Below are 12,007 nucleotides of genomic sequence, written 5' to 3'. Positions count from 1 at the left end.
TCCACTACGCTACAAACGCGGCCCACTCAGAGGCTGCACACCCATAAACCGGTGTGCATCAAACCCGGGGTGGTTCAGCAGTCCGCAGCCGCGGATCAACGTCCTTTCCGATATCCGCGCAGTCGCCGGCCGAGTACTGGCCTACGCGAGCCCGGCGGAACTCGAGGCCGTCATTCCAGCTCACTTGCTGTCTGCATTTCGGGATGCCGACCAACCGTTGAACCTCTGGTCTGGGCCTGCCCGCACCGATGCGAAGCCGGGACTGGCGGCACCTGCGCGAGCGGCGACTGCCGCCGTCGGAGTGGTGGCCGCTCTGCTGGCGATGGATAGCCCCGACATCGCGTCTGCCGGCGACGCGCTGCGCTGGCTTGTGACTTCGTCACGAGAACGCGGACTGGCCGTCCATGCGACAAACATGGGTTGGGGCAAGAACACCTCGCCCGTGCTCAGCGCCGTTCAGCTCACCGCCGTGGCGCCGTTGCGCAAGCCCAGTGATCAACTGCGCTACCGCATCGGCACACCATTGCCCACCCATCCTGCACCTGGCACGACACACACCACGGCGCTGGCCCGGCGGTTGCCATCAATGTTGTGGCCGGCATGGTCGCTGCCCCTGTCGATACCGAACTGCCACCAACGCCAACTTCGCCCAGTGCTATCGGCGGCATTGTTGATCGTCAACAGCAGACTCAACCTCGACGAGGCGGCTGACCTGATCGAAAGCCCCGTCGAAGGGCACGCAGTGTCCCGCGTGCTGCAACTGCTCGAACAACGTGAGCAATGGCCTAGCATTCGCGCCGCGCTAATTCGAATGGCCGGCTATCTGGCCGAGCACGACGTGCCGATCGACTACGAACGCCGCCGCGCACTCGACTACACCATGCTGCTTCCGGACAAGGTCTGGGCGCGGATCTGCCGCGACACCGCAACCCCAGGCCCACGAGCAATCCGAGCCAAGATCGCTCGGTGCTTCCTGTTCGAGAGACTCACCGGACTACCCGCAAGTGCGAGCCCATTCGCCGTCGACGACAACGCCTTTCGTACTAAAGTCGCCGACTTCCCTCAACACCTAACACCCGAACTGGGCCGCGCCCTCGATGCCCACACGCGCGAGTTCCTGGCCAATCAGGGCATCGACAGCGAACCAGCGATGTGGTACCCCCCAACTGATCTGCTGGACGGGCTCGACCTTCCCGGACCCAATCCCGACGCTGTGGACGTCACCGACATGCACAGCTTGACAACCGTCGCGGGAAATACGCTCGGAGCGACCGCAATTCGCTTGGGCACCAGCCTCGACACTGTGCGATATCTGCTGGAACTCCATCCCGCGCCCCGCCGCTATCCCCTCTCAGAAGGCCAGGCGACCCAGGTCCACAATCGTGCCTACTGCACCGCCAAAGCAGCCCTTCCGCGGGCCCGGCTCGCCGATCTGTATCACCAACAGCAGATGTCGCTACGCGAGATCGCCGCCACCGCCGGCGTCAGTCGGCAAATAATCGCTCGCCTCGCTCGCGATTACGACCTATCGCTGCGCAAACCCCAGCGACGGGCAAGAACGGCTATTGACCGGGACTGGCTCTATGAGCAGTACGTGACCAAACGGCGCGCACTTCCCGACATCGCCGACGAGGCCGGCATGAGCACCGCCAACATGGCTCGCTGGGCCAAGACGCACGCGATCCCGATGCGCGGAAGGGGTGGGCCCAGCCACAGCGCCAACCTCGCCGCGGAAGACGTGGCAGCGGAAGCGCCCGAACTTCTCCGGCCCGCACTGGCCGGCATCGGCGGATGGGAACGACTCGAAAGATTCGCAGCGGCGACACGCCACCCCACACTCACGATCGCCGCGGAGAAACTCGGCGTGCACCAATTCACCCTGGTCAACCAAATCAACCGCATAGAACGCGAACTCGGCGCCACACTCCTCAACCGTGCCGAGCGCGGACGACCGATGAAACTCACCGCCCACGGCGCACGAGTGGTGGCAACGATTCGAGCCTGCCAGCGTAGGGCCGTGCGGTAGGAGCCGTCGCCGGGAACTCACCGATTGTTACGCAGTCGTGTCAGCCAGTCATCGACGCGCTGCATCTCGTCGCGTGTGAGTCCGACCTCGCCCGCGCATCGGATCGACAGTGTCGGCGCGCCACGGTCGACGGGGTTGCCGTGCACGTCGATTCGCGCGAGGGGCGACGCGCGGTCATCGATCCAGACGAGTGGTCGCCCCTGGTGTCTGTGCCAGAGTGCTTCGCCTTTCCACTCGGCGGCACCGAACCCGAACATGCGCGGATGGTAGTGGCCGTTCTCCACGTCGGCGTGAAACTCGATAGCCAACGGCAGTTCCGGAAGGCCCAGCAGCGGACCGAATACCTCATTGGCGTAGTGCTCCCAGGTGGTTGCCCAACTGACTTCCACGCCGTGGCCGAGTAGGGATCGGATCCATTGGGCGTGTGCGTCGTTGACCAACACACGGCCCGTGATGTTGTCGACGCCGTGGCCGCGCAGATAGGGCAGATGACGATCACTTGCGGGCATGGTGATCTCGTGTTCGACGTATCCGGGCAGTCGGGCCACCAACGCCGGGTGGCATGGCTCCACCGGGTCAGGATTGAGTACGCCGTCGATGTCCAAGGCGACCAGTGGCCGCGAAGTGTTGACCATCCCAGTGCCGCCGGCAGTTTGGTGTTACGGAGATTCGGACGGGGCCGGTAGCCGGATATCGCCGACGGTCGGAGTGTGGTTGCCGTTGAGCCAGTCTTCGGGTGCCCACGGAATCCACCACCCGCCCCAGGGATACAACGTAACCGGATGGCTGTCGGGAAGGTCGGTGCTGCCGGCGAGCATATCGCGCAGCCGTGACAGCGCCCGGACGGATTCCCACATCCATTCGATCTCGGCGAGCGCTAGCCGCAGCTCGCCCTCGGTGAGTTCGGCTTGATGGATCGTCTGCTGTGACCATTGCTCGTCACGCCATGTCAACTCGGTGGGGACGCCCTTGACGGTTCGCGGTTGGCCGGGTTCGCCGAGGCGGACGAACCGCAAGACCTGTGTGGGGCTGTCACCGGCAATCTCCTTGATGAACAACATGTGGGCGAGTTGATGCCTGACGTTTCCGGCATGGTCAGCGGCGGTTGCGAAGTTGTCGTGTGGCCACCGCACTCGCGAGTCCTCGGCAAGCTCGCGGACGGCCTTCACGAGCTTGTTCTCCTGGACCCACTCGGAATCCGGTCCAATTGCGTTGAATCGTGCGAGGTTCGTCTCGGCGATCACGTTCGACCATCCGCCCAGAATCTGAAGGACCAGACGCTCGATCAGCCGGGACGGCTCGAAGCTGCGACGCTCGGCATCGTTGACCGATTGAATGCGGCTGTAGGCGTGAAGAGCGGCGTTCTCCGCTATTCCGGCGTGCCCGCCAACCGCTGGGCCCCCGCCGTCGACCATTGGCGCTCCCTTCGCTGGTACGAAATCCTAGTCAGCACGATAGACACCCGATGCGACACCGCAGCCGTCAACGCCCGACGCGCTGACATCACCTGTATCCATCGTGCTTAGCGCGCAGCCCGGCGGGATCCGCAGGCTGGCACCAGCGTCCCGAGTGCCGAGTAGGGCTTGGGTAGGTCGTCGCGGTGGCGCGAATATTCCCGGCGGGCGAGATGGATTCGGATTGCATCGACGATGAACTGTGCCGCACGACAGGCGGCGTTTCGTAGCGCGTGGCCGTGCCGTCGGCGATGATCTCAGCGTCCTTGTCGGGCTTCTCCGGCAAGATCAGCTTGAGAGGCGGCTCGGCGACGGCGAAGTAGGGGGGTGCTATCTGAGATTGGCTGGCTTGGCGCTAGTTTCGGCGCCGCGATGCTCTCGTGTGGCGATGTACTGCTCCACAGCTGCGGAACGCACGTGTCCGGGCGGTACTTCGCGATTCTCGAGTTTGGCCGATGCTTTGGTGGAGCGTGCGCCAGCGGCCCAGATAGCTTCGTCTGTCACAGACCGACGTTTCATGCGACACCTCTTCCACGTTTCGAGCGCACACAGGTTATCAGCGGTTCTTGTCCCATTGCGACCGAATTTGCGTCGCGTCCCCACGATCAGTCGCCGGTGCGCAGAACCGTCGATGCGACCCAGAAGACGAGCGGGAGCAAGGAGAAGGTGGGCCGAATCCCGTTATTCGCCAGGACATTCCGGTCAAGACGGCGAATGCCCCTCACGGGTGACGAATTGGATTTGTCGCCGGTCAAACTGTCCGCGGCGCAGGCGACTCAACTGCGGCTTCATGCGTCGCGCACCGACCGGCCGATGCCGATTTCGCGGTATGAGCAGGACCTGTATGCAGCCGAAGGATTCGAGCCACCCAAGGGTTAGTCTCAACCACGCTTACCGCGTTCGCAGGCGTTTCTCCGGCGGCGGGAACACGCTTTCATTTCCCGTGTTGCGGCGACCCGTCAAGCGACCCGCGCCGCACGCGTCGATCAATCCTGGCGACCGGGCCACCGCAGATGGGTCATCGTCGTGGGCGTGTATCCAACTGTTGCCCAGGTTGTTTGGATCGGCACGACGCCGAGCACATCACCCGATCCGCGGCGTCAACCGTGGACGCTGAGTGGTTACCGTGCGGGCAGGCGGGTCCCGCAAGTTGGGCACCAGTGGGCCCCCGTGCCGAGGATGGCCTCGATCGAGGCCAGATGGTCGCGGTGATGCGTGCACGCCCGGCGGACCAAATGGATGCGGATCGTGTCCACGATGAACTGTGCCCGCTCGACGGGTGTCGTGCCGTAACCCTCGGTGTCGGTAGTGCCGGAGGCGATGACGTCGCCTTCGACCGACTCGTGTACTTGGTAGTGGACAGTGTCGTCGTGGTCGGTGCCGGCCATAGCCCGCACGAAGCGGCCGGTGGGCCGCAAATCGAGTTCGATGTGCCACTCGTCGTGGCGTCCGCGGAAGTAGAAGCTGTGGCCGTCGACGTCGCCGCGCCACTGTTCGGGTGCCAGGCCGCCGTGGCTGTGCACGCTGGCCCCCTGCTGTTGCGCGAGCCAGCCCGCAAGCTCGGCGTCGGCGGCCTGCTCGGCGGCGGTGATCCGTTGTCCCTCGGGTGATCGCCAGAACTCCGCAATGCTGTTGCGCCACTGGTTGAATGCGCGGCGACGGGCCTCGGGTGTGCGCGTGCACACGCAGTCGAATCCATAGTCGTGCAGATCGCTTTCCGGCAGACGAGGATGGCAGGAACAGATGCAGAGCTCGCCGCTGTCGATGTAGCGCCATACGGTGAGCGCATCCAGTGTCGCATCGGCCAGCTCACCGGGCTCTGCAACGCCGTGCTGGTCGAACACCGCTGCCAAGTGCTCGCGGTAGCGTGAACGCGCCCCACTGCGGGCACGCTCGATGCGTTGTCGGTATTCGACCGCACCAGAGATCTCCGCGGAGTCGGTCATCTCGAGCTCCGGTTCCTGGTCCACGGTGTTCGAGGGTGGCATGGGGCCGCCGGTCATGTCGCGTGAATTTCGGAGGCCCAGCCCCGGCTAACGGTCCCACCAACCTGCCTCCCCGGGGGTGCAGAGAAGAAGACCGCGGATGTCGTTGGGCGCGTGGGTGAACCAGCATCAGTCGCGAAACCCAGTTGACCACCTGCCGTCGGCATGCGATTCTGGTCGGCTGCCCTGTCCCCGAACAACCACGAAGCGATGACCCTGACCGACGAACAACTCGACGCGACCGCCGCACTCGCCAGCGGCGCGCAGGCACACCGCCAACCCATCACCGACGTCAATGTGTGGCTCGATGGACTGGAGGGCGGCGTCCGTCCCGCTCTGCGCGCACTCGGCGAGCTGCTGACCGGCGTCGCCGAGCGCGACCGCTCCGAAGACGCTGACCGGTTCACCGCCCGCTGCCTGGGCGTCGCCGATTGCGGGCAGCTGCTCGATGAGGAACGCCCACTCAGTCCGGTGTCGCGATTGACCACGGCAGTGGCACTGGCGGAGTGGATCGACCAACACCAGCACGGCTGCGAGATCGGTCCGGGCGAGCACACCCATCCCCCGACGTGGACGCAAACCGAGATCGGTGGCCAACGCTATCGCCACCCGTTGTGTCTGCGGGCGTACTTTCCGGCCGGGACGCTGCTAGAGGACACTGGATGCGTCATCGGCATCGAGGTCCGCGAGTCCATCATGCGCTCGCCCGAAGTGAGCGCCTACGTGACACCAGGGGCCCAGGACAGTGCCCGTGTCGTGTTGGACCGGCTCGCCGACCGTGCCAACGCGCTCAACCCGTATCGGGGCCGGGCGGTGCGCGCCACCTACACCCATGGGTTGAGCTTGACGGTGATCGACCTGCCCGCGACGGTGACCCGCGACAAGGTGATCGTGCCCGACAGGGTGTGGGCCGAGGTCGACCTCGGTGTGACCGCCGTGCGCGACCGCCACGACCTGCTCAACATCCACGGCCTCGGCGCCCGCCGCGGTGTGCTGCTGTGCGGCCCGCCCGGCACCGGCAAGTCGGCGGTCAGCGCCGTTATCGCGGGCGAGATCGTCGGGGATTTCACCGTCATCTACGTCGAAGCCAAAGCCGGTGCTCAACTGCTGACCGCCGTCGTCGAAGAGGCCCAACGCCTCGGCGGCCCCGTCCTGCTCATTTTGGAAGACGTCGATCTTTGGTGCCGGGACCGCAACACCGGCAGCGGGGGGCTCTCGGAACTGTTGCAGGCCATGGATATCCAGCCTGACGCCCGCATCCTGACATTGGCCTCCACCAACGACGCCGCCACCTTGGACAAGGCGGCCATCCGCACAGGACGCTTCGACTCCATCGTCGAGGTTGGCTACCCCAACCGCGCCGATGCTGCCCGCATCCTGGCCGCACTGATCGGCGGTCTGCCCGGCGGTCAGGCCGTCGACACCGCGGCGATCGTCGCCACGCTGCCCGAGCACACCAGCGGCAGCGACATCCGCGAAGTCGTCCGCCGCGCCGTCCTGGCCAGCGACGACGGACACGTCAGCACCGCGACGATGCTGGCCGAAGTGGGCAGCGGACGCTACCGAGCCGCCGTTCCGGAAGGCATGTACCTCTGATGGGCGACCGCAACGACTTCCCCGAGCTCACCGACGCGCAGAAGGCCAGCTGGCGGGCCGCGGTATCCGACATCCGCGAGATGTCAGCCAGCCTGCGCGACGGCACCGCAACACGGGAAGATATGGAGGGCGCGCTCAACCGGCTCTTGTCCTGCGACATCGACCGGGACACGCTGATCAACGCTGTGCACGTCCCGCCCGACGCCGGACCGTATGCCGCAGTCCTGGAACGGATTCTGTGCAGAATCCCCGACGGGTGGGGCCGTTGGATCAGCCACGACGCCGGCTGGTACCCGATCGTGGTCGCCTGCGATGAGCGCCTCGCCGCGATCGACCCCGACTACGTCGTGCACCAAGTCAAAGAGAAGTTCGGCACGCTGCGCTATTACTGTGCGCCCAGCGGCGACCCGAGTCCGGCAGTGTGGGAGACGTTCCGCGACGTCACCAGCGAGGCCGAGCACGCCTCCGCCATCACCTGCGAACGCTGTGGCGAACGCGGCTCGCTGCATGAGACCAACTACCTGCTCAAGACACTGTGCGCCTCCTGCGCTGACACGCTCGGCTACGCGCCGATGCCGCCACCTGATGTCGGGTAGCGCGTGCGTCACCCGTTCCGTTACTTCGGCGAAAAGTACGTGCGTGCCAACGTGACGGGGACGACGCGCGCATCGCGAGGCATACATCCCAGCCTCCCTACGACTATCTTGGCGCAGCTGCCGGAGTTTCGGCGTGATCGTCAGCTGGGTTGGTGAGCGAAGGCGGCAACAGGTCTTTGTACTCCTGGCGAACGTATTCCAGCCCTTCGGTAATCGATGGGTCGTGTTCAAGTGCTGTCGTCATGAACTCGAGGCGTCGCTTGTTCTCGTCGATTACGTCACGCCACCGTCGAACGAAGGCGCGCACCCGGGGTCGGCCAGCTTTGGCGCCGGGTGCCAAAAATTGGCCGGTGTCGCGATACTCCGCCTGGATCCGGTCATCGACCAATTCGTCAAAGTCTGTGGCTACAAGGATGAAGTCCCACGACGACTTCTCTGATGCGAACGCCGCGTTGGTCCGCACGGTGTTGACGTAGCCCTCGACCTGGTTGAGTTCCGTCTGTGACAGCGTGATGTCGGGGGCCTTCAGCTCAACCACAAGGTGCCGGATGTGGTCGTGCTCCTTGTATTGCGCGGCCAAATGGAGATCGACCCGCCCGCTGCTACCGTCCCAGCGCCTGACCGCAGCCACGTCGTTTGTCGGGAGACCCTCGAGCTTCAGATGTGTCCGGGCGAGCTGGGTCAGGCCGCGCTCGCTGTTCATCAGGTGGTACGCCTCGCCGAACACCCACAATTCGTGCTCGAGAATTTTGTGGAGGTGATCTCGTTCACCGACCGTGGCGGCGTCGGTTGGATCGAAGAGCAAGTGTTCAAGGCCAGCGAGGAACTTGTGCCGACTTGCCACGAGGTTTGCCGACCGAATGATCGCTGACAACGTCGTCTCGCTCAGCAGCCGCGTCAATGTGTCTCGATCAGCTTCGCTCAGCGACACCACCTCATGCAGGATGGTGGTCAATTTGTCGGGGTCATGACGGATCGCGTCCCGCAGCAGCGCCAGTGTCAGCCGGGCATCCTTCTTGGTCCTTGAGATATGTGACACCAGGGTTCCTGACACCACGTCGAAGACCGCTCGCTCCGCCTTCTCGGGCTCGTTGGTTGGCTCCCCCTGATAGGGGTAGATGCCGGACTCTTTCCACTGATCGATCTGCTCGCGGCGTTGCTGGCGTCGCCGCGAGGCAAAGTGATCGTGGATGGCCGTACGAGCCGACTTCCAGAGTTGGCCGACGGGATCGGGTGCCATGTCGCCGAGACCGAGAAGGGCAAGCTGGTCTGGGCCGAGGCCGTCCCAGCTCACGTATGCGGAGTAACTGAATTGGCGCTCGAGTTGGCTTCCTGACTCCTCGAACGGGAAATGAACACCGTCAGGTCCGAAGTAGATCGCCCGGTGCGTTCCCGAGCGCCACTCGATGACACGGACGCTGGCCGCGTGTTCGCCGGCGTCGCCGAAGGAAATCGTGATCGAGGTGTCGTTCTCAATCTCCTGCGCGGGATCGAGGGTCATCGCGTCGTACGTGATCGACAAGCTCGTGTCGTTCAGCAAGATTGGGGCGAAGTGTGACCGAAGCGTCGACAGGACGCCGTCTGCCTCGAGGGCGCCGAGGGACCTCTGCTCCTCGTTCGTCGCGATCACGGTGGTCCCAGTCGGGGATGCGCTTGACGGGATGACATCCCAACGGAAGCGATCACGGGTCCGACGGTTCCCACTGATCGTGACTTCCTGGCGCTCACCGGCCGTGTTGTCGCTGGTGCTCGTCCAGGTCACCGCCGAGCCCAGAGCGAAGGCACGCAGCCGACCCTCGCCGAGTTTTCCGTGCAGCTGCCGAAGTCCGTTCTTCGTCTTCTGGCTGTGTTGCTTCCACGAACCACCGATGCGGCCAAAGGTGGCCTCAACCTCGTCGGAACTGATGCCGTGGCCGTCGTCGACGACACGAACGACCGAGATCGCCTCACTCACGTCGCGTTCCAGCACAACCGTGACGGTGTTGGCCTCGGCGTCGATGCCGTTCCAGATCAACTCGACGACAGCGCGCACCGCATCGCCCTCATGGGCGAGTCGCGCGACGAGATCATCGCTTGCCTGGAGTACGAGCTCGGACATGAGATGACTGTATGGGCGCCGGGCGACAATCGGGCACAGCCCCCCTTCATGACGTCGAACTGAAGCGCCGTCACGCGGAGCGCGCGGTGACCTCCTCGTCAGCACGTCGCGCGGCGACGGCGACGGCAGCACAACGGTGACACTGCACAACCCGGATGGCACTCAACGTTGCTGCCTCAGCCCTCAGCCCTCACCCAGCCCCAGCGGCAGCGAAAGCAACGCCACCGCCTGGCCGTACGACCCGATCATCCGTGTCATCGACCGCGGCACCGAACTGACCCCCGCAGCAATCGCTGGCCGTCCTCGACCGCGACTGCCAGGAACTCGTGACGCTGCCGCGGCCAGCCGCCACCGACATCACCGGCATCGTCCCCGCCCCAGGCGCAACGCTCGTAATCCGCAATGACGCCAACGGAACTCAGATCGACGGCTACTCCCCCCACTAGCCGCGAATGGCCCTGCACCGCGCAAGCCTCCTGCAGGAACCTGGGCCGCCGTCGGGCTGCCGTTCTTGCCGGAGGTTTCTCAAGTGTTAGATGACCAAATATCCGAGGGACCGTGATGCGCCTGCGATGCGGAGTGCGAGGCCGGGGTGGGCCAGCGGCAGGGACAGTGTCGGCCGGTGTGGCATGGCGGTTGCTGCGGGCGTGAACAGGACGGTGCAGGGTGCGCCGGCGAAGCGGCTGTTGTAGTGCAGGCCGTCGAGGCCTGGGAAGGCTTCGGTGATGCGGCGGGCCCAGCGCTGGGTGATGGAGTGAGGACCGGTGGATAGGGCGTATGTGCCGCCGGCGCGGGTGGCCCAGGTGCCGGTGCTGCCGGTGGCCAGGTCGAGTAGGTGCAGTTCGCGTGTGAAGCGCAGTCCGGTCAGATAGGGGCGGCCGCGGAACCGGTCGATGGTGCGGTCGGTTTGGAATGCTTCAGCGAGGGCGGCCAAAGGGGTGGATGCGCCGTACCAGACTCCGTGGTCGCGGTGTTCCCGTGCGGGGGGTGGGTGCGGGTCAAATCGCAGGAGTGGCCCGTAATGGCGCAATGCGTTCCACGCCAGCACGTGGGCGCCGGCGGTGCGGTGCACGCGCCACCACGTCGTGTCGGTTCGCACGATGCGGTATTCGTCGTCGCGGATTCCTGTAGCGCGTAATTGCGCTGCGGTGGGTGGATTGGGCAGTCGTGCGCTCACCGGCCGTACCAGTCGGCGGTCGTGGCTGCGGTGACGGCTTGGGCGACGTCGCCGCCGCCCCGTAGCCATTCGAGCGGTGAGACGGCCTTGTCGACGAACAGGTCGGGCTGGGGGGTGTGCAGGAACCCGTCGACGGCGACCGGATGCAGGTCTGGTGCGAGTGCTTTGATCACTTGGTCGAGGCCGCGGATCTGGCGCACGGGGCCGCCGTTGGCGTCTCGTTCGAACTGGGAGATCGGGAACAGCCAGGTTTGCCCGTCGGCGATCGCCCACAGTTCGCGGGCCAGGCGCTTCTGGCGTACGCGTGAGGCGCTGATGCTCAGGCCGGCGGCCACCTCTTCGGCGGTGAACGCGGAGATCGTCAGGCGTCCGAGGTGGCCGGCGATGTCGGTGCCGGCGGCCAGGTATGCCCGGGGGTCTTCGCGGAAGTCGGCGTCGTCGAGGAGGCGGGATTCGGCTTCGGATAGGGCAGCGGCCCACGGTCGGACCGCGGGTAGCGTTTTGAGTGCGGCGACGAAGTCGTCGCGGGACAGGTCGAATCGGTCCTTGAGCAGCCGGTCGAGTTCGCTGGTCATTTCGACACCCACCCTTCCTAACGCGGTCTAACATCATAGTAGCTGCGTTAGGCCGCGTGGGCCATCGCGCTGTCAGTAGATGTGCTGTGGCGGGCCGCATGGAAGCAGGAACGGGCCGTCGACCGGATATGACGCCTCGCTCTGCTGCTCGACGCCAACGATGTCCGATGCCTTCTCGGCGGAGATCATTCTCAAATGGGCGATGAAGGCTGCATCTGCTGCGGCGGTAGCAGCCCGTAGCCGGTCGCATGCTCCCGTGACATCGTCGGGTTCGCACCTCGCGAAGCCCGCGCCGAACCATTCGATCGCTGGCGACTGCTCACAAATGCGACGGAAGTACTCCGCCCACACGTGATCGGGTGGGCGTCGAAACATCGGTGTGAGCTCACGCAGTCGCGCATAACGGGGGCACGACTGGTTATCGATGGCTATGTCAACTCGAATTGGCCCCGGCTGGGCGGTTCGAAGTGGCCCCGCCCGGGGAAGGCTGGAGTTGCCGT

At 65.2% G+C, this 12,007-nt stretch carries 10 protein-coding genes and 1 pseudogene; 4 read left to right on the top strand and 7 right to left on the bottom strand.

The window, feature by feature from the left end:
• The first annotated feature begins 217 nt into the window (after positions 1-217).
• Positions 218-2,026, top strand: coding sequence for a helix-turn-helix domain-containing protein (locus tag CQY20_RS31740; protein ID WP_133119185.1), 1,809 nt, complete (start codon positions 218-220; stop codon positions 2,024-2,026).
• 17 nt (positions 2,027-2,043) lie between these two features.
• On the opposite strand, the gene CQY20_RS31735 is transcribed toward CQY20_RS31740, so the two are convergent.
• Together CQY20_RS31735 and CQY20_RS31730 are read right to left on the bottom strand one after the other, a co-directional pair.
• Positions 2,044-2,661, bottom strand: coding sequence for an HAD domain-containing protein (locus CQY20_RS31735; RefSeq protein WP_097944995.1), 618 nt, complete (start codon positions 2,659-2,661; stop codon positions 2,044-2,046).
• Between the two features lie 24 nt (positions 2,662-2,685).
• Positions 2,686-3,441, bottom strand: a complete 756-nt coding sequence (locus tag CQY20_RS31730) for a hypothetical protein (protein WP_097944993.1) — start codon at positions 3,439-3,441, stop codon at positions 2,686-2,688.
• A gap of 753 nt (positions 3,442-4,194) precedes the next feature.
• On the opposite strand from CQY20_RS31730, the gene CQY20_RS35045 reads away from it, so the two are divergent.
• Positions 4,195-4,359, top strand: a complete 165-nt coding sequence (locus CQY20_RS35045) for a hypothetical protein (protein ID WP_163701063.1) — start codon at positions 4,195-4,197, stop codon at positions 4,357-4,359.
• A 242-nt stretch (positions 4,360-4,601) separates the two neighbouring features.
• On the opposite strand, the gene CQY20_RS31725 is transcribed toward CQY20_RS35045, so the two are convergent.
• Positions 4,602-5,450, bottom strand: a complete 849-nt coding sequence (locus CQY20_RS31725; RefSeq protein WP_234816507.1) for a hypothetical protein — start codon at positions 5,448-5,450, stop codon at positions 4,602-4,604.
• A 225-nt stretch (positions 5,451-5,675) separates the two neighbouring features.
• Here CQY20_RS31725 and CQY20_RS31720 point away from each other — a divergent pair, with 225 nt between their 5' ends.
• Positions 5,676-7,061 (top strand): AAA family ATPase, encoded by a 1,386-nt coding sequence (locus tag CQY20_RS31720; RefSeq protein ID WP_097944999.1) that lies wholly within the window; start codon positions 5,676-5,678, stop codon positions 7,059-7,061.
• On the top strand, positions 7,061-7,657 hold the full coding sequence (locus CQY20_RS31715; protein WP_097944991.1) for a hypothetical protein: 597 nt from the start codon (positions 7,061-7,063) through the stop codon (positions 7,655-7,657). The genes CQY20_RS31720 and CQY20_RS31715 overlap by 1 nt, the downstream gene beginning before the upstream one ends.
• A 103-nt stretch (positions 7,658-7,760) precedes the next feature.
• On the opposite strand, the gene CQY20_RS31710 is transcribed toward CQY20_RS31715, so the two are convergent.
• From CQY20_RS31710 to CQY20_RS31700, 4 genes and pseudogenes are all read right to left on the bottom strand, one after another.
• Entirely contained in the window at positions 7,761-9,158 is a 1,398-nt protein-coding gene (locus CQY20_RS31710; RefSeq protein ID WP_234816506.1) for a hypothetical protein, read from the bottom strand.
• Between the two features lie 285 nt (positions 9,159-9,443).
• A pseudogene (locus CQY20_RS36310) lies at positions 9,444-9,755 on the bottom strand (ATP-binding protein); the annotation flags it as partial.
• 532 nt (positions 9,756-10,287) lie between these two features.
• The gene (locus CQY20_RS31705) at positions 10,288-10,932 is read right to left on the bottom strand and encodes an RES family NAD+ phosphorylase (RefSeq protein ID WP_097944987.1); all 645 of its coding nucleotides are present in this window, start codon (positions 10,930-10,932) and stop codon (positions 10,288-10,290) included.
• Complete coding sequence (locus CQY20_RS31700) at positions 10,929-11,507, bottom strand: hypothetical protein (protein ID WP_097944985.1); 579 nt, start codon at positions 11,505-11,507, stop codon at positions 10,929-10,931. Before CQY20_RS31700 ends, CQY20_RS31705 begins: the two co-directional genes overlap by 4 nt.
• Positions 11,508-12,007: the final 500 nt, after the last annotated feature.

Source organism: Mycolicibacterium agri (assembly GCF_002553505.1).
Taxonomy (GTDB): Bacteria; Actinomycetota; Actinomycetes; order Mycobacteriales; family Mycobacteriaceae; genus Mycobacterium; species Mycobacterium agri.
Note: the sequence above shows the minus strand (reverse complement) of the source record. Positions and strands in the feature narration are given on the sequence as shown.

What these genes read in the sequence shown, in the direction of transcription:
- CQY20_RS31735 (WP_097944995.1), bottom strand. Translation starts at nt 2,661, where the DNA reads ATGGTCAACACTTCGCGGCCACTGGTCGCCTTGGACATCGACGGCGTA.
- CQY20_RS31730 (WP_097944993.1), bottom strand. Translation starts at nt 3,441, where the DNA reads ATGGTCGACGGCGGGGGCCCAGCGGTTGGCGGGCACGCCGGAATAGCG.
- CQY20_RS35045 (WP_163701063.1), top strand. Translation starts at nt 4,195, where the DNA reads ATGCCCCTCACGGGTGACGAATTGGATTTGTCGCCGGTCAAACTGTCC.
- CQY20_RS31720 (WP_097944999.1), top strand. Translation starts at nt 5,676, where the DNA reads ATGACCCTGACCGACGAACAACTCGACGCGACCGCCGCACTCGCCAGC.
- CQY20_RS31715 (WP_097944991.1), top strand. Translation starts at nt 7,061, where the DNA reads ATGGGCGACCGCAACGACTTCCCCGAGCTCACCGACGCGCAGAAGGCC.
- CQY20_RS31710 (WP_234816506.1), bottom strand. Translation starts at nt 9,158, where the DNA reads ATGACCCTCGATCCCGCGCAGGAGATTGAGAACGACACCTCGATCACG.
- CQY20_RS31700 (WP_097944985.1), bottom strand. Translation starts at nt 11,507, where the DNA reads ATGACCAGCGAACTCGACCGGCTGCTCAAGGACCGATTCGACCTGTCC.